This is a genomic window from Xylanimonas ulmi (assembly GCF_004216535.1).
In the GTDB taxonomy this organism is placed as follows: domain Bacteria; phylum Actinomycetota; class Actinomycetes; order Actinomycetales; family Cellulomonadaceae; genus Xylanimonas; species Xylanimonas ulmi.
In genome coordinates this window covers 1,570,224-1,590,042 of sequence record NZ_SGWX01000001.1, presented here as the reverse complement: position 1 = coordinate 1,590,042, position 19,819 = coordinate 1,570,224, and the positions used below count along the sequence as shown (strand labels likewise).

General features: G+C 68.7%; 17 protein-coding genes. 14 read left to right on the top strand and 3 right to left on the bottom strand.

Features of this window, described 5'->3' with window-relative positions:
• Positions 1 to 31: 31 nt before the first annotated feature.
• Positions 32 to 1,309, top strand: coding sequence for a sensor histidine kinase (locus EV386_RS07320; protein ID WP_130413687.1), 1,278 nt, complete (start codon positions 32 to 34; stop codon positions 1,307 to 1,309).
• On the top strand, positions 1,306 to 1,911 hold the full coding sequence (locus tag EV386_RS07315) for a response regulator transcription factor (RefSeq protein ID WP_130413686.1): 606 nt from the start codon (positions 1,306 to 1,308) through the stop codon (positions 1,909 to 1,911). Before EV386_RS07320 ends, EV386_RS07315 begins: the two co-directional genes overlap by 4 nt.
• Positions 1,912 to 1,974: 63 nt before the next feature.
• On the opposite strand, the gene EV386_RS07310 is transcribed toward EV386_RS07315, so the two are convergent.
• On the bottom strand, positions 1,975 to 3,273 hold the full coding sequence (locus EV386_RS07310; RefSeq protein WP_130413684.1) for an ABC transporter permease: 1,299 nt from the start codon (positions 3,271 to 3,273) through the stop codon (positions 1,975 to 1,977).
• Positions 3,270 to 3,986, bottom strand: a complete 717-nt coding sequence (locus EV386_RS07305; protein WP_130413682.1) for an ABC transporter ATP-binding protein — start codon at positions 3,984 to 3,986, stop codon at positions 3,270 to 3,272. Before EV386_RS07305 ends, EV386_RS07310 begins: the two co-directional genes overlap by 4 nt.
• A 172-nt stretch (positions 3,987 to 4,158) precedes the next feature.
• On the opposite strand from EV386_RS07305, the gene EV386_RS07300 reads away from it, so the two are divergent.
• From EV386_RS07300 to EV386_RS07270, 7 genes are all read left to right on the top strand, one after another.
• Positions 4,159 to 5,355, top strand: coding sequence for a sensor histidine kinase (locus tag EV386_RS07300; RefSeq protein ID WP_130413680.1), 1,197 nt, complete (start codon positions 4,159 to 4,161; stop codon positions 5,353 to 5,355).
• Positions 5,352 to 6,020 carry a response regulator gene (locus EV386_RS07295; protein WP_130413678.1) on the top strand — a complete coding sequence of 223 codons (669 nt, stop codon included), beginning with the start codon at positions 5,352 to 5,354 and terminating at the stop codon, positions 6,018 to 6,020. Before EV386_RS07300 ends, EV386_RS07295 begins: the two co-directional genes overlap by 4 nt.
• Positions 6,021 to 6,105: 85 nt before the next feature.
• Entirely contained in the window at positions 6,106 to 6,687 is a 582-nt protein-coding gene (locus EV386_RS07290) for a GNAT family N-acetyltransferase (RefSeq protein ID WP_130413676.1), read from the top strand.
• Positions 6,688 to 6,833: 146 nt separating this feature from the next.
• Positions 6,834 to 7,163, top strand: a complete 330-nt coding sequence (locus EV386_RS07285; protein WP_130413674.1) for a PadR family transcriptional regulator — start codon at positions 6,834 to 6,836, stop codon at positions 7,161 to 7,163.
• Positions 7,164 to 7,165: 2 nt separating this feature from the next.
• Entirely contained in the window at positions 7,166 to 7,534 is a 369-nt protein-coding gene (locus tag EV386_RS07280; RefSeq protein WP_130413673.1) for a DUF1048 domain-containing protein, read from the top strand.
• A complete protein-coding gene (locus EV386_RS07275; RefSeq protein ID WP_130413671.1) occupies positions 7,531 to 8,283 on the top strand; it encodes an ABC transporter ATP-binding protein in 753 nt (250 codons plus the stop codon). The genes EV386_RS07280 and EV386_RS07275 overlap by 4 nt, the downstream gene beginning before the upstream one ends.
• The gene (locus tag EV386_RS07270; RefSeq protein ID WP_130413669.1) at positions 8,280 to 9,044 is read left to right on the top strand and encodes an ABC transporter permease; all 765 of its coding nucleotides are present in this window, start codon (positions 8,280 to 8,282) and stop codon (positions 9,042 to 9,044) included. Before EV386_RS07275 ends, EV386_RS07270 begins: the two co-directional genes overlap by 4 nt.
• 70 nt (positions 9,045 to 9,114) lie before the next feature.
• Here EV386_RS07270 and EV386_RS07265 read toward each other — a convergent pair whose 3' ends face one another.
• The gene (locus EV386_RS07265) at positions 9,115 to 9,693 is read right to left on the bottom strand and encodes a beta-class carbonic anhydrase (RefSeq protein WP_130413667.1); all 579 of its coding nucleotides are present in this window, start codon (positions 9,691 to 9,693) and stop codon (positions 9,115 to 9,117) included.
• A 221-nt stretch (positions 9,694 to 9,914) separates the two neighbouring features.
• On the opposite strand from EV386_RS07265, the gene EV386_RS07260 reads away from it, so the two are divergent.
• The 5 genes from EV386_RS07260 to EV386_RS07240 all read left to right on the top strand — a co-directional run bounded on the left by EV386_RS07260 (position 9,915) and on the right by EV386_RS07240 (position 19,756).
• A complete protein-coding gene (locus tag EV386_RS07260; RefSeq protein ID WP_130413665.1) occupies positions 9,915 to 10,502 on the top strand; it encodes a TetR/AcrR family transcriptional regulator in 588 nt (195 codons plus the stop codon).
• 269 nt (positions 10,503 to 10,771) lie between these two features.
• The gene (locus EV386_RS07255; protein WP_130413663.1) at positions 10,772 to 14,065 is read left to right on the top strand and encodes an SNF2-related protein; all 3,294 of its coding nucleotides are present in this window, start codon (positions 10,772 to 10,774) and stop codon (positions 14,063 to 14,065) included.
• Complete coding sequence (locus EV386_RS07250) at positions 14,058 to 14,717, top strand: DUF4391 domain-containing protein (protein WP_130413661.1); 660 nt, start codon at positions 14,058 to 14,060, stop codon at positions 14,715 to 14,717. The genes EV386_RS07255 and EV386_RS07250 overlap by 8 nt, the downstream gene beginning before the upstream one ends.
• 6 nt (positions 14,718 to 14,723) lie before the next feature.
• Positions 14,724 to 16,589: a site-specific DNA-methyltransferase gene (locus tag EV386_RS07245; protein ID WP_130413659.1), complete on the top strand. Its 1,866-nt coding sequence runs from the start codon at positions 14,724 to 14,726 to the stop codon at positions 16,587 to 16,589.
• Positions 16,589 to 19,756 carry a type III restriction-modification system endonuclease gene (locus tag EV386_RS07240; protein ID WP_130413657.1) on the top strand — a complete coding sequence of 1,056 codons (3,168 nt, stop codon included), beginning with the start codon at positions 16,589 to 16,591 and terminating at the stop codon, positions 19,754 to 19,756. The genes EV386_RS07245 and EV386_RS07240 overlap by 1 nt, the downstream gene beginning before the upstream one ends.
• Positions 19,757 to 19,819 lie beyond the last annotated feature (63 nt).

Below are 19,819 nucleotides of genomic sequence, written 5' to 3'. Positions count from 1 at the left end.
TTCGGGCTGCGCGCGTGACACCCTGGCCATCATGAGCGGGGCCATCACCAGCGGGGCCGGCGGCGCCAGGGGAGGCGCGCCGACGCTGCGCGTGCGCGGCGGCGCGACAGGGGTCGAGGCGTACACCCGGGTGACGCTGTACTGCTTCGCGTTCCTCGAGCCGCTGATGCTGCTGGCGATGGTGGGGGCGCTCGCGACCGATCCGGCCGAGCCCACCTCGGCGCGGCCCCTGGCGCTCGTCGTGCTCGCGGTCGGGCTGGCGCACCTGGTCGCTTGCCTCGCCACCACGCGCGCGGGACTGACCCGGCGCACCGGCCGCTGGCGGCGCCGGGCGCTGGGCGCGCTCGCGGTGACGGGCGGCGCGGGCGTCGCGGTCGCGCTCGTGCTGCTCCCGACCGGCGGGATGCCGTACTTCTCGCAGGACCCGCGGTCCGCGATGATCATCGCCGTCGGGCAGTTCTCCTGCGGGGCGCTGGCCGTCACGGCACGCCTGCGCGGGCTGCTGCTCGGCGCCGTCGGCACGGGCGCGCTGGCGGGCGCGGGCGCGCTGCTCGACCGCACGGCCGGCGAGGCCGCCGCGCTGGTCGGCATCGGGTTCACCGTCACGCTCGCCTACGCCGGCTCGATCCGGCTGACCGTGTGGATCCTCGACGTCGTCCGCGCGCTCGACTCCGCACGGGCCGCCGAGGCGCGTCTCGCCGTCGCCGAGGAGCGGCTGCGCTTCTCGCGCGACCTGCACGACGTCGTCGGGCGCGCCCTGTCCGCCGTCGCCGTCAAGAGCGAGCTCGCCGCCGAGCTCGCCCGGCGCGACGACCCGCGCGCCGTCGGCGAGATGCTCGCCGTGCGATCGCTCGCCCAGGACTCGCTGCGCGAGGCGCGCGGTGTCGTGGCCGGATACCGCGCCGTCGACCTGGACGCCGAGCTCGCGGGGGCGCGCTCGCTGCTGGCGTCCGCCGGGATCGCCACCCGGATCGTCGGAGACGTGGGCCGGCTGCCGGCCCCGGTGCAGGAGGCGCTGGCCTGGGTGGTGCGCGAGGCCGTCACCAACGTGGTGCGGCACTCCGAGGCGCGCACCTGCACACTCGACGTGGCGGTCGACGACGACCAGGTGCGGCTGCGCGTGGTCAACGACGGACTGGCCCGGGTCGCCGCCGACCGCGGCGCCGATGGCTCCGGCGGGTCCGGCCTGGCCGGACTGCGCGAGCGGCTCGCCGCCGTCGGCGGCACGCTGACGGCGGGGCGCGACGGCGCCCGGTTCGTCCTCGAGGCGCACGCCCCGCGTGGCCCAGGGGCGCAGGTGGCGGCGTGATCCGGATCGTGCTGGCCGACGACGAGGGCCTCGTGCGCGACGCCGTCGCCACGCTGCTGGGCCTGGAGGCGGACCTCACCGTCGTCGGCGCCGCCGCGTCCGGGACCGAGGCGGTCGCGCTCGTGCACAGACACCAGCCGGACGTCGCCGTCGTCGACCTGCAGATGCCCGGCCTCGACGGCATCGCGGTCGCGGAGGAGCTCGCGCGCTCGGCGCCCGCCGTCGCCGTCGTCGTCGTCACCAGCCACGGGCGGCCCGGCCACCTCAAGCGGGCGCTCGCCGTCGGCGTCCGCGCGTTCCTTCCCAAGACGGCCTCGGCCGCCGTGCTCGCGGCGGCGATCCGTCAGGTCGCCGCGGGCGGCCGGTACGTCGACCCGGAGCTGGCCGCCGACGCCATCGCCGCCGGCGACTCCCCGCTGACCGGCCGTGAGGCCGACGTCCTCGAGCTCGCGGCCGACGGCGCCCCGGTCGAGGAGATCGCCCGCCGAGCCGCGCTGGCGCCCGGGACCGTGCGCAACTACCTGTCGAGCGCCGTCGCCAAGCTCGGCGCCGCCAACAGACATGAGGCCGCGCGCGTGGCGCGCGAGCGCGGCTGGCTGTGACGGCCCGACCGGTGGAGGTCAGGCCGTCGCAGCCATGCCACGTTCAGCGGCCGGGACGCGACCTCACTCGTAGCGCAGCGAGGAGATCGGGTCTGCCTTGGCCGCCCGCAGGGCGGGCAGGGTGCCGGCGAGGAACGCCACCAGCATGACGCCGGCGATCACGCCGAGAACCGTCAGCGGCTCGAACACGAACAGGTCGAGGCCGGGAAGGTCGGCGAGGATGCCGCCCGAGAGCGCGGACGAGATGACGCGCCCGGTGACCATGGCGGCCAGCACGCCGACCGCGGAGCCGAGCAGGCCGATGACGGTGGCCTCGACCGAGAACAGGGCGAACACCTTGGCCGACGACAGACCCATGGCCTTCATGAGGCCGACCTCGCGGGTGCGCTCCTGCACCGCCATGAACAGGGTGTTGATGATGCCGATCGACGCCGCGATCAGGGCGATGACGGCGAACGACGACAGCACGAACACGACCGTGTCGATCACGGAGGTGAACATCCCGAGCTGGTCGTCGACCGTCATCGACTCGAAGCCCTCGGCGGCCAGGGCCGCCTGCAGGTCGGCGGTCGCGTCCTGGCCGGCGTCCGGGTCGTAGGTGACGAACGCGGCCATGTGCAGCACCGGGGCGCCCGGGTCGCGGCCGACGCTCGCGAGGTCGACGAGGGCGTCCGTGAGCGCAGGGTTGGGGACGGCGCCCGCGGAGCCCAGGAGTCCCGGCTCGGCGATGCCGACGACCGTGACGGGCTGCGTGACGATCGTGCCGGTGGCGTCGGTGAGCCCGAGGTCGACCATGGCGCCCACGGCGTCGGCGGGGGAGTCGAAGCCGAGCGGCGTGACGTAGGACGTCGGCAGGATGACCTGCGGCTCGTCGGTCGTGAGGTCGACGTTCGATCCGGCGGCGAGCTCGACGTGCATGCCCGGCAGCGCCATCCCGAGCGAGATCTCATACGGCGAGGAGCCGTCGGCCTGGACGAAGTCGAGGGCGACCATGCGCAGCGGGGACACGTCGAGCACGCCGGGGGTGGCGGCGATCGTGTCGAGGTCGGCGGCGGTCAGCGCGAGCGTCGGGCCCATGGCGCCGGCCATGGGGCCACCGGACATCGTCGCGCGGTCGGGGTCGAAGACCGTGGGCCCGTCGCTCGCGGGAGCGTCATCGTCGAGCGGCGTGACGGTCAGCACGTCGTTGACGCCGATGGTCGCGACGGTGTCCGCCATGAAGGAGTTCACGCCCGCGCCGAGCGCGTTGGTCAGGGTCAGGGCGAACGCCCCGATGACGATGGCCAGCGCCGTCAGGGTGGTGCGCAGCCGGGAGCGGAACGCGTTGGCGTTCGCGCGCTTGATGACGTCGAGGGCCTTCACGCGGCCACCTCCTGGTCGGTCGCAGGCTTGTCGGTCGCGGACACGATGAGCCCGTCGGCGATGGTCACGGCGCGGTCGCAGCGGGCGGCCAGCTCCTCGTCGTGGGTGACGACGACGAGCGTGATGCCCTGCGTGCGGTTGAGGTCGAAGAGGATCGACTCGACCGTCGCGCCCGTGTTCGAGTCGAGGTTGCCCGTCGGCTCGTCGGCGAAGATCACCGACGGCCGGTTGATGAGGGCGCGCGAGATGACCACGCGCTGCTTCTGACCGCCCGACAGGTCGTTGGCCTTGTTCCCGGCCTTGTCCTCGATGCCCAGCTGGGCCAGCGCCGCCAGCCCGCGCTCCTTGCGCTCGCGCGCAGGGACGCCCGCGATGGTCAGCGGCATCGTCACGTTGTCGAGCACCGAGTTCTGCGCGTTGAGGAAGAACTGCTGGAAGACGAACCCGAACTCGGCGTTCCGCGTCCGGTTGAGCTCCCGCTCGCCGAGTCCCGAGGTCTCGGTGCCGTGCAGCGTGATCGACCCCGCGGTCGGGCGGTCCAGCAGGGCGAGCAGGTGCATGAGCGTCGACTTGCCCGAGCCGGACTTGCCGACGATCGCGAGCGACTCCCCGGCCTGGATGTCGAGGTCGACGCCGCGCAGCGCGTGGAACGCGTTGGCCCCCGCCCCGTACGTCTTGTGCAGATCCCTCACCGAGATCAGTGGTGCGGACATGGAGTCCCTTCCGTGTGGTGATTCCTGTGCCATGCGGTCTGAGCACCACTGTCCGCGACGGGCGGCGCCGGGGAATCCCGCAGCCGCAGGCACTCGCGTACCGCGTCCGCGGTACGCGTGGTACCGCGCCGGTGCGACGCCCGGCGCGGGAGCATGGGTGATGCTGGTCGCCATGAGGGAAGCGATCCGCGGGCGGGGTGTCACGCCGCTGACCCCTGTCTCGACGCGACCGCCCTGGACCTGGCCGTGGTTCGGGCATGTCATGGCCACCCTCGCCGTGCTGCTCTCGGCCGCAACGGACTTCGACCCGGGACGGGCGCACCACGCCGTCGGCCTGCGCTGGTCCGGCCCCGTGATGGGCTTCGCCGCCGCGGCAGTCCTGGTGCTCCTGGTCCGGCGCCGCTTCCCGCGCGCCGCGCTGGCCGCGACCCTCGCCCTGGTGGTCGCGGGCACCGCCGTCGGGGAGTTCGACGCCAGCACGGTCGTCGCGGTCGCGGTCGCCGTGTTCACGGCCGTTCAGCACCTCCCGCGCCGGGTCTCCACGGTGGCCGTCGTCGGCGTCGCGCTGACGGTGGCCGCGTGCGCCTTCGTGGGCGGTCGGTGGCAGACCCAGCACGTCCTGGTCGTCCTGCTCGGCGCCGCGCTCGGCGAGGCCGCGCGCTCGCAGCGCGAGCAGCTCACCGAGGCGCGCGAACGCGCCGAGCGCGCCGAGGCCACGCGCGACGCCATCGCGCGGCGGCGCGTCGCCGAGGCGCGCCTGTCGATCGCCCGTGACCTGCATGACGTCGTCGGCCACCAGATCGCCGTCATCAACCTGCATGCGGGCGTCGCCTCCGCCGCCCTCGCCGCACGGCCCGACGACGCCGCGCGCTCCCTGGCCGTCATCCGCACGTCCTCGCGCGACGTCCTCACGGAGATCGGCGACCTCATGGCCGCGCTGCGCGACCCCGCCGCGTCCGACGTCGGACCCGCCGGGCTCGCCCGGCTCGACGACGTGGTGCGCGACTTCGGGGTCCTGGGGCTCGCGGTGCGCCGCCGCACCGAGGGCGAGCCGCGCGACCTGCCGGGCGCCGTCGACGCGACCGCGCTGCGCGTCGTCCAGGAGGCCCTGACCAACGCGCACAAGCACGGCGCCGACGCCCGCGCCCACCTGCTCGTCGAGTACCTGCCGGCGAGCCTGCGCATCACCGTCACCAACCGGATCGGCGCCGACGCCGCGGCGTTGAGCGTCGGCACGGGGCTCGGCGTCGTCGGCATGACCGAGCGGGTCGAGTCCGTCCGCGGCTCCATGACCTCGGGCGACGACGGCGCCGGCGTGTGGCGCGTCGTCGTCGACCTGCCCACCGACACCCAGGGAGACCAGCCGTGATCTCGGTCCTCGTCGCGGACGACCAGGCGCTCGTGCGCTCGGCGGTCGTCGACCTCGTCAGCCACGCCGACGGGCTCGACGTCGTCGGCCAGGCCGGCGACGGCCGGCGCGCCGTCGAGCTCGCCCGCCGGCTACGGCCCGACGTCGTCCTCATGGACGTGCGCATGCCCGGAATGGACGGCATCGCCGCCACCCGGGAGATCTGCGACGACCCGGCGCTCGCGGACGTGCGCGTGCTCGTGCTGACCACGTTCGAGGACGACGCCTACATCGTCGGGGCGCTGCGGGCCGGAGCGAGCGGGTTCCTCGGCAAGGGCTCGGACCCCGATCAGATCGTGGCCGCCGTGCGCGCGGTGCGCGCGGGCGACGCCCTGCTGTCGCCGACGGCGACCCGAACCCTCATCGACCGGTATGTGCGGCCCACCGACACGGCCCCGGGGGAGACGCCCGCCGCGCTCGCCGCGCTGACCGAGCGCGAGGTCGAGATCCTCACCCTCGTCGGCCGCGGGCTGTCCAACGCGCAGATCGCGGCGGACCTGGTCATCTCGCCCCACACGGCCAAGACCCACGTCAACCGGGTCATGACCAAGCTCCACGCGCACGACCGCGCCCAGCTCGTCATCGCCGCCTACGAGAACGGGCTGGTCCGCGCCCAGGGCGCGTGACCGACGAGTCTGACTGGTCCGAGGGCGGGGGAGCGGGGATGCTCGTCCCGGGTGGGCGGTCCGGCCCGAGGCGAGAGGAGCCCTCATGACGGGTGTCACGGTCGCGCGGATGTCCGAGGTTGACGAGCGGCTCCACGGGCAGGTGGCGCGCGTGTTCGTCGAGGCGTACGCGCAGGACCTCGCGGCGCTGTGCGCCGATCAGGACCGCTGGGCGTCCGCGCTCGACGGCTGCTTCGCGCCGGACGTCTTCTACGTCGCGGTCGAGGACGGGAAGATCCTCGGCATCGCGGCCGCGTCACACGGCGCGCGGCGCGCCATTCGGCTCGACGGCGCCGCCCTGCGCCGTCACCTCGGCGTGCTGCGCGGCGCCGTCGCCCACCTGGTGCTGCGTCGCACATTCCACCGGACCCTGCCGTACCCGGAGACGACGGGATACGTCGAGTGTGTCGCGACCACCCCGAGCGCCCGGGGCCGCGGGGTGGCGACGGCGCTCATGCGCCACATCGAAGGGCTCCCGTTCGAGGAGCTGGTGCTCGAGGTGACCGACGCCAACGCCGGCGCTCACCGGCTGTACGCCCACCTGGGCTATCAGGAGTTCGCGCGCAAGAGGGCACGGTTCCCGCGGCTCGCCGGGTATCGCGAGGCGATCTCGATGCGCAAGCGCTGACCTGAGACAGCGTCGCCGCTCGCCCTCACGATCAACCCGGCCCGGGTCGGCGAGGAGACTCTGCTACGTCACGGCGCGCTGTTGAACTGCGGTACTCAGTGTTACTGTGTAGCGGTAGTCAGTGACACCGAGTAGCGGGAGGGCATGTGGGCAAGCAGATGACCGAGATGCTCAAGGGCATCCTGGAGGGCGTCGTCCTCGCGGTCCTCGCCCGGCGCCCCGCCTACGGCTATGAGATCACCGCGTGGCTGCGCGAGCAGGGGTTCGCCGACATCGCCGAGGGCACGGTCTACGCGCTGCTGGTGCGCGTCGAGCAGCGCAGGCTCGTCGACGTCGAGAAGGTCGCCTCCGAGAAGGGCCCGCCGCGCAAGGTCTACTCGCTCAACGCGGAGGGGCGCGCCAGCCTCGACGAGTTCTGGAACACCTGGGGCTTCCTCGCCGACCGGCTGGAGAGGCTCCGAGAGGGAGGGCAGTGACGATGGCTGCGAAGTGGATCGAGTCGGTGACCGGCTCCCTGGCGCAGAAAAGGCAGTACAAGCGGGCGAAGGCCCGCATCGACGCGCTTCCCGGGCCCTACGCCGCGGCGGCGGGCGCGGTGAGCCGGTACCTCATGTACTACGCCGGGGTGACCGACGGCGAGACGCTCGTGGCCATGACCGCCGACCTCGCCGACCTCTGGGAGCGCGCGGCCGCCGACGGCACGCCCATCGCCGACATCGTGGGCGACGACCCGGTCGAGTTCGCCGAGACGTTGGCCCGGGCCTACGACGGGCGTCAGTGGATCGACAAGGAGCGCGAACGCCTGGTCGCGGCGATCGACCGAGCCGAGCGGGGCGAACGGGCATGACCGCCGCGGTCGCCGTGCGCGGCGTCGAGAAGCGCTACGGAGAACTGAGCGTGCTGCGCGGCGTCGACCTCGACGTCGAGTCCGGCAGCGTCGTCGCGCTGCTCGGGTCGAACGGCGCGGGCAAGACCACCCTCGTGCGGATCCTGTCGACGCTGCTGCCCGCTGATGGCGGCGAGGCGTCGGTCAACGGCTTCGACGTCGCGACGCAGGGCGCGAAGGTGCGTGAGTCGATCAGCATGGCCGGACAGTTCGCCGCCGTCGACGAGGTCCTCACCGGCCGCGAGAACCTCGTGCTCGTCGCCCGGCTTCGCCACCTCGCCGACCCCCGCGCGACCGCCGCCGACCTGCTCGACAGGTTCGCGCTGTCCGACGCGGCCGACCGCCGCGTGGCGACCTACTCCGGTGGCATGCGCCGTCGGCTCGACCTGGCGATGAGCCTGATCGGCGACCCGCCCGTCGTGTTCCTCGACGAGCCGACGACCGGACTCGACCCGCAGGCGCGACGCGACGTCTGGGACGCCGTGCGCCGGCTTGCCGCCGCGGGCACGACGGTGCTGCTGACCACCCAGTACCTCAACGAGGCCGAGGAGCTCGCCGATCGCGCAGCGATCCTGCACGAGGGCCGGATCCTCGTCCACGGCACGATCGACGAGCTCAAGGCGCTGCTGCCCCAGGCCACCGTCGAGTACGTCGAGAGACAGCCGACCCTCGAGGAGGTCTTCCTCGCGCTGACCACGGAGCGACCATGAGCACGCACTTCGCCACCGACGCCGCCACGCTGACCGGCCGATCGCTGCGGCACATCGCGCGCAGCCCGGACACCATCATCACGACCGCGCTCATGCCGATCGCGTTCCTGCTGCTGTTCGTGTACGTGCTGGGCGGGGCGATCGAGACGGGCGCCTCCGTCCCCTACGTCACCTACCTGTTGCCGGGGATCCTGGTGATCACGGTCGCCTCGGGCGTCTCCTACACCGGCTACCGACTCTTCCAGGACCTGCAAGGCGGAATCGTCGAGCGGTTCCGCTCGATGCCCATCGCGCCACCGGCCGTGCTGTGGGCGCACGTGCTCACCTCGCTGGTGGCCAACGTCCTGTCCCTGGCGATCGTGGTCGCCGTCGCGACGCTCATGGGCTTTCGCAGCGGCGCCGGCGTGGGTGGGTGGCTCGCGGTGTTCGGGGTCATGGTGGTGTTCACGCTCGCGCTGACCTGGCTCGCCGTCCTCGCCGGCCTCACCGCGAAGTCGATCGACGGGGCGACCGCGTTCAGCTACCCCCTGATCTTCCTGCCCTTCCTCAGCTCGGCGTTCGTCCCGACCGGCACGATGCCCGGCCCGGTGCGCTGGTTCGCGCAGCACCAGCCGGTCACCGCGATCGTCGACGCCCTTCGGGCGATCTTCGCGGGGGAGCCCGTCGGCGCCGCGATCTGGATCGCCCTCGGCTGGCTCGGCGCAGTCCTCATCGTCGGGTACGCCTGCGCGACGCTCGCCTACCGCCGCCGGACCTCCTGAGCACGCTGCCCGTCGGCGCGGTGGTCGTCCGGCGCGTCGGCGCCGGCCGCGGCCGGCGCCGACGGGGACCTCAGGCCGCCGCGCCGGCGGCGGTCGCCTCCGGGACCTCGACGAGACGACCCGTGGCGACGTCGTACACGTAGCCGTAGACGGGGATGCGCGCGGGCACCAGGGGATGCGACTTGATCCGCCGCACATCGTCGGTGACGCTGCGCGCCTGGTCCGAGATGGTCAGCCAGTCGATGTACTGCGCCTCGGCGGATCCCGGCTCGGCGCCCACGTCGTGGAAGCCGTCCGGGCGCAGCTCGGCGGTCTCGAAGCTGCTGGCCAGCAGACCGCGCATGACGTCGTCCGTGAAGAACTCCATGCCGCAGTTGGTGTGGTGGACCACGAACCACTCGCGCGTTCCGAGCAGCTTGTAGGAGATGACCAGGGAGCGGATCGCGTCGTCGGACGCACGTCCCCCGGCGTTGCGGATGACGTGCGCGTCGCCCTCGGCCAGCCCCGCGTACTTGGCCGGGTCGAGCCGGGCGTCCATGCACGTGAGGATCGCGAACCCGCGCGCAGGGGGCAGGGCGAGCGCGCCCTTCTCGCCGAAGTCCGCGGCGTAGGCGGCATTGGCGGCGAGCACTTCGTTGAGCACTGACATCTTCAGCCCTTCGGTACGGCGTCCGGTGTTTCGCGCGCACATCTCGCGCGCTGCGGCACGCGCCGGTGACGCTACGCGCGCGTGCGCCGCGCCGCGCCGGCAGCAGGGCGCCGTCTCGCGATCTGGACGCACCCGGTCGGGGCGCAGGGCCGCTCCGGGCGAGCGGCCGAGACGGGCCGGGACTTCTTGACGCTGTACATACTAGTAGTTACAGTCGAGCCATGGAGACGCGAGAGCGCCTGACGACGGCCATGGCGGAGCTGCTCTGGGAGCGCGGGTACGCGGCGACCAGCCCGCGCGACGTGCTGGCCCGCGCGGGCGTGGGCCAGGGGTCCATGTACCACCACTTCGACGGCAAGCACGGGCTGGCCGTCGAGGCGATGGAACGCGTGGTCGCAGACCTCCTGGCCCCCTCGGCGCTGCTCGCCGACGGCGACGGCTCGCCGCTCGACCGCCTCAAGCGGTACCTGTCGCTGCCACGCGCCGGCACGCGCGGGTGCCGCGTCGGACGCATGACCCAGGACCCCCAAGTGGTCGCCGACGCGGAGCTGCTCGGCATCGTGGCCGGCGCCTTCGACACCATGCTCGGGCGCTGGAGCGACGCGATCGCGGACGCCGTCGCCGCGGGAGAGCTGCCCGCGAGCACCGTGCCGGACGATCTCGCGCGCACGCTCGCCGCCGTCATCCAGGGCGGCTACGTCCTGGCGCGCGCCCAAGGCGCACAGGAGCCCATGGACGCGGCGATCCGCGGCGCCGTCGCGCTGCTCGACGCCGCCAGCGCGGCCGCGCGCGCGGCGACCTCGGCCTGACCCATCCCGACCCAACCCCGACCCATCCCGACACAGGAGAAGACCATGACGGTTCGCATCGGCATCAACGGCTTCGGGCTTGACGGCCGTCGACGAGCGTGAGGCCGGAGAGCACATCGGACATGAGCGTCATCGTAGGCGGTGATATGTGATATGTCACGTATTGCCCGATGTCGGGAGGAGTCGATGCCTGCTACGCACGACACTCCAATCGCTGTGCTGCGTCTGTCGGTTGGGTCACTTGCCGGTCCGTCGGCGACGATGGAGCCGTGCGACTCATCGACAACGTCAACGACCTCGTTGGGGACGATTTGAGGGGCGAGCTGAAGCCAGGGTCGAAGCTCAGGATCGCCGCCTCGACGTTCTCGATCTTTGCCTTCGAGGCGCTGCGCCAGGAGTTGGAGCAGATCGAGGAACTCCAGTTCGTCTTCACGCAGCCGGCCTTCCCGCCCCCTTCGGCGATGGGCGCGTCGTCACCGAAGGAGCGCCGGCAGTTCTTCATCGCGCCGCCCCACGGGGGTGCGGCCGCGGAGGGCAGCCTGTACGGCTCCCAGTTCGAGATCCGGTTGCGCAACCGCATGACCCAGCGCGCGATCGCGCGGGAGTGCGCAGAGTGGGTCCGCAAGAAAGTGACCTTCAGGGCGAACGCAACAGGCAACCCGATGCAGCAGTTCGCGATGGTCGACGACGACGTCACCTACATGCCGCTCCAGGGCTTCACTACTGCCGACCTGGGCCTGGGACGCGGCAACGCCGTGTCCAACCTCGTCAACCGGTTCGACGAGCCGGCGATGACGACCACGTACCTTGCTCTCTTCGACCAAGTCTGGAACAGCCCCGGCCAGCTCCGCGACGTCACCGACGCTGTCCACGAGCAGATCGTCGGCGTGTACGCCGAGAACGCTCCTGCTCGGATCTACTTCCTGATCCTCTACAACATCTTCAGTGAGTTCCTCGACGACATCAGCGAGGACGTTCTCCCGAACGACCGCACGGGCTACCAGGAGACGGCGGTATGGAACGCGCTGTACGACTTCCAGAAGGACGCAGCGACGGGCATCATCAACAAGCTCGAGCACTACAACGGCTGCATCCTTGCCGACAGCGTCGGCCTCGGAAAGACGTTCACGGCCTTGGCGGTCATCAAGTACTACGAACTGCGCAACAAGTCCGTCCTGGTCCTGTGCCCGAAGAAGCTCGCGGAGAACTGGACCAACTACAACGCGAACCTGACGACCAACATCTTTGCGAAGGACCGGTTCAACTACGACGTCCTCGCCCACACTGACCTCTCGCGCACGGGCGGCGAGAGCCTCGGCCTGCGGCTGGACCGGATCAACTGGGGCAATTACGACCTGGTCGTGATCGACGAGTCGCACAACTTCCGCAACGCGGACTACGCCGAGGAGAAGGAGTCGCGCTACCAGCGGCTTATGCGGCAGGTCATCCGCGAGGGCGTGAAGACCAAGGTGCTGATGCTGAGCGCAACGCCGGTCAACAACCGGTTCAACGATCTGAAGAATCAGCTCCAGCTCGCCTACGAGGGCGAGTCCGAGAACCTCGAGAAGGACCTTGGCTTGACGACGACGATCGACGCCGTCTTCCGAGACGCCCAACGCGTCTTCAATGAGTGGTCGAAGCTTGAGCCAGCAGACCGGACGACCGACCGCATCCTCCAGATGCTCGACTTCGACTTCTTCGAGCTCCTGGACGCGGTCACGATCGCGCGGTCGCGCCGCCACATCCAGACGTTCTACGACACCAGGGCCATCGGCGCGTTCCCGCAGCGCCGCACGCCGCTTTCGTACCGAACCCCGATCACGGATCTTGACGGTGCCCCGACCTTCGACGAGATCCTCGAGTCCCTCCAGCGTCTGAACCTCGCGGTCTACACCCCGCTCGCATACGTGTTCCCGTCACGGCTGCCCAAGTACGAGGACAAGTACAACGTCGCGGGCGGGACCGCCAGGGAGAACCTTGGCCAGGCCGGCCGCGAGCAGGGCCTCAAGGTGCTTATGACTGTGAACCTCCTCAAGCGTCTCGAGAGCTCGGTCGAGGCGTTCCGCCTCACCCTCGCACGTATCGAGCAGTCCGTCACTGGCATGCTGGACACCCTCGCGGCTGGTTCGATCACGCACGACGTCGCGAACGACGTCGCCGGCATGGACTTCGACGCCGACGATGAGGACGACGCCAACGTCGAGGCGTTGACGATCGGCGCGAAGATCACCATCGACATCCGAGACATCGACATCGAGACCTACAGCCGAGACCTACGCCAGGACCGCTCCGAGCTCCGCGAGCTGCTGCGCCTGATGACCGCCATTCGGCCCGAGCACGACCTCAAGCTCCGGCGCCTGCTCCAGATCGTCCGCGACAAGGTGGCCCACCCGATCAACCCGGGCAACAAGAAGGTCCTCATCTTCTCGGCCTTCGCCGACACCGCCCGCTACCTCTATGAGCACCTCGCTCCAGCGGCCGCGTTGCTAGGCTCGGAAGCCGCCCTCGTCACAGGCGGCGCGGCCGGCGCGAAGACGACGCTCCCCGCGAGGTCGAGGGGTCGCGGCTATGATGTCCAGGAGGTCATGACCCTCTTCTCGCCGCGCTCCAAACAACGCCACCTGACGATGCCTGAGGCCGAGAAGCAGGACAGGGAGGTGGACCTCCTCGTCGGCACCGACGTCATCTCCGAGGGCCAGAACCTCCAGGACTGCGACTATCTCGTTAACTACGACATCCACTGGAACCCCGTGCGGATCATTCAGCGGTTCGGCCGCATCGACCGCATCGGCTCGATCAACACCGAGATCCAGCTCGTCAACTTCTGGCCCGACATCACCCTCGACGCCTACATCAACCTCAAGGAACGCGTCGAGAACCGCATGGTCATCGCCGACGTCGCCGGTACGGCCGACGACAACGTCCTGACCCACGAGTCCAGCGACGCCCCGTTCCGCAAGGAGCAACTGCGCCGTCTCCAGGACGAGGTCATAGAACTTGAGGATGTGCGCACCGGTGTGTCCATCACTGATCTCGGGCTGAACGACTTCCGCATGGACCTACTCGGCTATATGGACGACGCCGGCAACACAGTGGCTCTGCCTAAGGGCCTGCACGCTGTCGCCCCTGCCGACCCCGACAAGGGACTGGTCCCGGGCGTCATCTTCGCCCTGCACAACCTCGAGGCCGACGAAGCGATGAACCGCGGCAACCGGCTCCACCCGCACTACCTCGTCTACCTGTCTGACGACGGCGAGGTGATCGCCGACCACACCGAAGCCAAGCGACTCCTCGATCTACTGCGTGCCGGCTGCCGCCCCTTCGACGAGCCCGTCGCCGACGTCGTCGCGCGGTTCAACGCAGATACGAAGGACGGCGCGAAGATGGGCAAGTACTCCGGTCTTCTGACCGATGCAATCGGTTCGATGATCGATGTCACCGACGAACGCGATATCGATTCTCTCTTCTCCGCCGGCCCGACGACCGCACTCACCCAGCAGATCGCCGGCCTCGACGACTTCGAACTCATCGCCTTCATCGCCGTGGTCGACCGCGATGCCTGACGCCCGCATCCTCTTCCGGTGGCCGACCGCCGCAGCGTTCGGCCGTGTCGTCCCCAAGAACGCGATCTACAACCACGGGGCCGTCCACGCCGCGGTGAAGCAGCGTTTCGTCGATGACGTCGAGCGGATCACCTGGGCGTACAAGCTCGCCGAGTCGACGCTCCGTCTGCCCGCCGATCCGGGCATGCCCGAGGTCCAGGTTCTAGTCCTCGACGCACGCGCCGACGACGTCACCGACTCCGTCCTGACAGCGATCGACGCAGCGATCCCGCAACCGATCATCTTTGAGATCAACCGAACCGACGAGACGCGCATGGTTGCGGCCCACAAGATCATTGGCTCGGGCGCCCCGAAGGTCGCCTCCTACTACTCGTCGGCATGGATGCCGGCTGACTCCCGCCGCGCACCGTTGCCTACGGCGATCACGCTCGCCGCCCTGTACGCGGCGCTCCTCGAGCCGCTCATGCCGGTCACGGCGCGTCCCGGCGAGTCGCTGTCAGAGGTCGCCGATAGGTTGAGCGACGTGCGCCGACTCGAGCGTGAGGTCGCTGCGCTCGAACGCAAGATCCGCACCGAACGGCAGTTCAACCGCAGGGTCGAACTCCGGCGCGCCCTCTTGGCCAAGCAGCACGAACTCAACACGACGAAGTAGGGATCGATGGAGAAGCTCCGCATGACCTCGCCTGACCTGACCCGGGCCAACATCGACAAGGTCGCAGAACTCTTTCCGTCCGTCGTGACCGAGACTCTCGACGCCGTCGGCAACCCCACCCGTGCGATCGACTTCGACGCGCTTCGCCAGGAGCTCAGCAACCACGTGGTCGAGGGCCCGGTAGAGCGCTATCAGCTCGACTGGCCAGGTAAGCGCGAGGCGGAGTATGCCGCCAGTGCTCCGATCGCAAAGACACTCCGCCCTGACATGGATGCTTCCGTCGAGTTCGAGAGCACGAAGAACCTTTTCATCGAAGGCGACAACCTCGAAGCGCTCAAGCTCCTCCAGGAGAGCTACCTCGGCAAGGTCAAGCTCATCTACATCGACCCACCTTACAACACGGGCCGGGACTTCATCTACGACGACGACTTCTCGTCGACGCGCGACGAGTACCTGAAGCGGTCGGGCCAGGCAGACTCCGAGGGCTCAAGACTCGTCGCCCTCGCAGAGACCGATGGTCGTTACCACTCGGACTGGCTGAGCATGATGTACCCACGTCTCAGGCTCGCCAAGAACCTCCTGACCGACGACGGCGTGCTCTTCATCTCGATCGACGACAACGAGGTGGACAACCTCCGCAAGCTCGCGACCGAGGTATTTGGCGCACGGAACTTCGTCGCTCAGATTATCTGGCAGAAGGTGTACGCGCCGAAAAACTCGGCGCAGTGGTTCTCCGAAGACCACGACTACATTCTCATCTACGCCCGAAATAAGCCAGCATGGACACCAAACCCGCTTCCTCGTACGGCGGAGCAGGAGGCTCGATACAAGAACCCGGACGGTGATCCGCGGGGGCCGTGGAAGGCGGAGAACATGACCGCACGGAACCCGTACAGTGCGGGTCTGTATTCGATCACCACACCAAGCGGACGCGTGATCGACGGCCCGCCGCGTGGTACTTACTGGCGGATCTCGAAGAGCCGGTTCCGTGAGTTGGACGCCGACAACCGCATCTGGTGGGGCGCGGATGGCGACAACGCTCCCGCGGTAAAGCGGTTCATTTCGGAAGTTTCGGCCGGGAGGACTCCGCAGACACTCTGGCCGTACAGCGAGGTCGGGCACACGCAGGACGCCAAGAAGACGCTCCTGAAGTACGTACCGTTCAGGCACACCGAGAACGTCCTGAACTCCGTAAAGCCCGTCGAGCTGATCCAGCGGATCCTCACACTGGCCACCAACCCGACCGATGAGCACATCGTGCTGGACTTCTTCAGCGGCAGCGGAACCACCGCCCACGCCGTGCTGGCCCAAAACGCGCTCGATGGCGGGAACCGGCGGTTCATCGCAGTTCAGGTCCACGAGCCACTCTCTGCGCCGGAGCCCGACTTCGATTCCATCCTTGGGATGAGCCTCAAGCGCATTGAAAACGTCGGGGCGGAGCTCTCGGGCCAGATCAACCCGCCTGACGTTGGCTACCGCCTGCTGCGCGTCGACACCACGAGCATGGCGGACGTCGCGATGACCCCGGACAAGTACGAGCAGGGCGCACTTGCCGGCTTGACCTCCTCTACCAAGGCCGATCGCACAGGTGACGATCTCTTGTTCCAGGTGCTCCTCGATTGGGGCCTGCCGCTGGACGTGAAACTGTCCGAGGAACGGTGGGGCGACCACACCGTGCACGTTGTCGACGAGGGTGCCCTCATCGCGTGCTTCGACACGATCGTCGACGGCAACCTGGTCCGCGCCATAGCCGAACGTACGCCGCTGCGCGCAGTGTTCCGCGACTCCGCGTTCGCGTCAGACGCGGACCGGATCAACGCTGAGCAGGTCTTCCGCGAGCTGTCCCCGGCGACCGAACTCAAGGCCCTGTGATGCGGCTCCAGTTCAAGGTCCAGCAGTACCAGACCGATGCCGTCGACGCAGTTGTCGACGTCTTCGCTGGCCAGCCAAAGGCCTCCGGCGAGAAGTACACCATCGATCCTGGCCGACGCGGGGCACCTCGTGCGACGACCGATGGCTCCTCGTACGTACCGATCGCTTCCGGCGGGCAGGGCGAACTTGTGCTGGGTGGTGTCCAGAGCAAGCTCGCTGAGCCTGAGCGCGTTGACTCCGGACTCCGAAATCGGGAGATCGCGCTTTCTCCGGAGCAAGTCCTGGAGCAGATCCGGTCCGTTCAGCGGGCACGGGGTCTGCCGCTGTCGACGTCCCTCGCCACGTCACCCGCGGCGCCCGCGGGTGTGCCGAACCTCGACGTCGAGATGGAGACGGGTACGGGAAAGACCTACGTCTACATCAAGACGATCATGGAGCTGAACCGGCGCTACGGCTGGTCGAAGTTCATCGTCGTCGTGCCGTCGGTCGCTATCCGTGAGGGTGTCAAGAAGTCGTTCGACATCACCGCCGAGCACTTCCAGCAGACCTACGGCACGAAGCCGCGTTCGTTCGTCTATAACTCGTCGCAGCTCCACGAGCTCGAGGCGTTCTCGTCCAACGCGGGCGTGCAGGTGATGATCATCAACATCCAGGCGTTCAACTCGACTGGAGCGGACAACCGTCGCATCTACGGCACGCGCAAGGTGAACGCTCGCGGCGTCGAGGAGTTGGTTGGCCTCGACGACTTCGGTTCGCGCAAGCCGATCGATGTCATCGCGGCCAACAGACCCATCCTGATCATCGACGAGCCACAGCGCATCAGCGCGGCGAGGTCACAGGAGTCGCTGTCGCGGTTCAACCCCTTGATGGTCCTGCGATACTCGGCGACGCACCGGGTGGAACACAACAAGGTGCACCGCCTCGACGCCCTCGACGCCTTCAACGAGAAGCTCGTCAAGCGGATCGCGGTGCGCGGCATCACAGTGAAGGGCCTCGCGGGCTCGACGGCGTACCTGTACGTCGACTCCATCGAGGTGGCGAAAGGCTCACTCCCGCGCGCCCGGATAGAGCTTGAGGTCGAGACTGCAAGTGGGATAAAGCGGCAACCGAAGCGCGTGGACAAGGGCACCAACCTGCACGCCCTGTCGAACGGCATCGAGGCGTACAAGGACCTCGTGGTTATCGACATCGACGCCACCCGCGACGTTGTCGAACTCTCGAACGGCGACCTGATCCTCGCGGGCCAGATCACGCAGGACGTCTCAGAGGAGACGAAGCGGCGCATCCAGATCCGCGAAGTCATCGGCGCACACGTGTCCAAGGAGCGCGAACTGTTTGCGCGAGGCATAAAGGTGCTGTCGCTGTTCTTCATCGACGAGGTCGCCAAGTACCGCGACTACGACCGCGAGGACACCAAGGGCGAGTATGCCCGCATCTTCGAAGAGGAGTACGCGCTCGCCCGCGAAGCGGCACTCTCAGAGATGGACCTGGAGCCCGGCTACCAGGAGTACCTCCGCCGCGACGCTGTAGGTGACATCCACGCTGGCTACTTCTCAATCGACAAGCGGTCAGGGCGCGAGGTCGACGGTGCGATCAACAAGACGGGCGACGAGAAGGGCGAGTCGAAGGACACCGACGCCTACGACCTGATCCTTAAGGACAAGGAGCGCTTGCTCTCGCCCGAGGAGCCGGTGCGGTTCCTGTTCTCGCACTCCGCGCTGCGCGAGGGCTGGGACAGCCCCAACGTGTTCGTGATGGGCATGCTCAAGCGCTCAGACAACACCGTCTCGCGGCGCCAGGAGATCGGCCGCGGCTTGCGTCTCTCCGTCGATCGCACCGGTGAACGTCAGGACCACCCGTCGACGGTCCACGAGATCAACGAGCTCACCGTCGTCACGGACGAGTCCTACACGTCATTTGTTGACGGCCTCCAGAAGGAGATCGCGGCAACCCTGGCCTCCCGCCCGAAGAAGGCGTCGGTCAAGTTCTTTACAGGCAAGACCTTTACCAATGCCGACGGTGTTGAAACCGTCGTCGCGGAGCAGCTTGCGACCGCGTTCTATAACTACCTCGTCAAGGCCGACTACATCGACGACTCGGGGGCTGTGACGCAGACCTACCAAGACGCCAAAACGGCTGAGGCATTCGTAACGCCGACGAACCCGCTCTTGGCGCCGGTGATTGATGGGCTCTGGCCCTTGGTCGACATGCTGTACCTCGACGTCCCGATCACCGACGGCCGAAAGCCGAAGAAGATCCCGCTTAACGACGCCAACTTCAAGGCGTTCCAGGACCTGTGGGGTCAGATCAACCACAAGGCGGTCTACCAAGTCGAGTTCGACTCGGACGAGCTGATCGGCAAGTGCATCAAGGCACTTGACAAGGAGCTCAAGGTCGCAGCGATGCAGTACGTCGTCACGGCCGGCCGGCAGCTCGAACGGATCGAGGCCGACGAACTCACTGACGGCGAGAGCTTCGAGACAAAGAGCACCGAGACGGTCAGCGAAGCCGTTACGGCCGGCTCGACAGTGGCTTACGACCTACTTGGCGAGATCGCAGAGAAGACGCAGCTCACGCGCCGCACCTGCGCCGCGATCCTAAGCGCCGTGCAGCCGGCGACGTTCGCAAAGTTCCGCCTCAACCCCGAGCGATTCATCACCGAGACAGCGCGGATAGTCAACGAGCAGAAGGCCACGGTGATCGTCGAGCACCTGACCTACGACGCACTGGACGACCGCTTCGACTCGAGCATCTTCACGGCCAACCAGACGAAGGAAGACTTCGCCAAGGCCAAGAAGCTCGACAAGCACATCTACGACTACGTGGTCACCGACTCGGGCGGCGAACGCTCGTTCGTCGAGTCGCTCGATGTCAGCAGCGAGGTCAAGGTCTACGCGAAGCTCCCGCGGGGCTTCTTCATCCCGACCCCGGTCGGCGACTACAACCCCGATTGGGCCATCGCGTTCCATGACGGCAAGGTCAAGCACGTCTACTTCGTCGCCGAGACCAAGGGCTCGCTCTCAACGCTTCAGCTCCGAGGCGTTGAAGAGGTCAAGATCGACTGCGCCCGCAAGTTCTTCGCGGCGCTCAACCCCAAGAACGCTGACAACGTCGAGTACAACGTGGTCACGAGCTACGACGACCTCATGAACCTCGTCAGGACGTGACCCTCGGAGGTCCGGGATAGTGGGCATCAAGTACGACCCGACTCGGGCCACATTGCCGAGCTT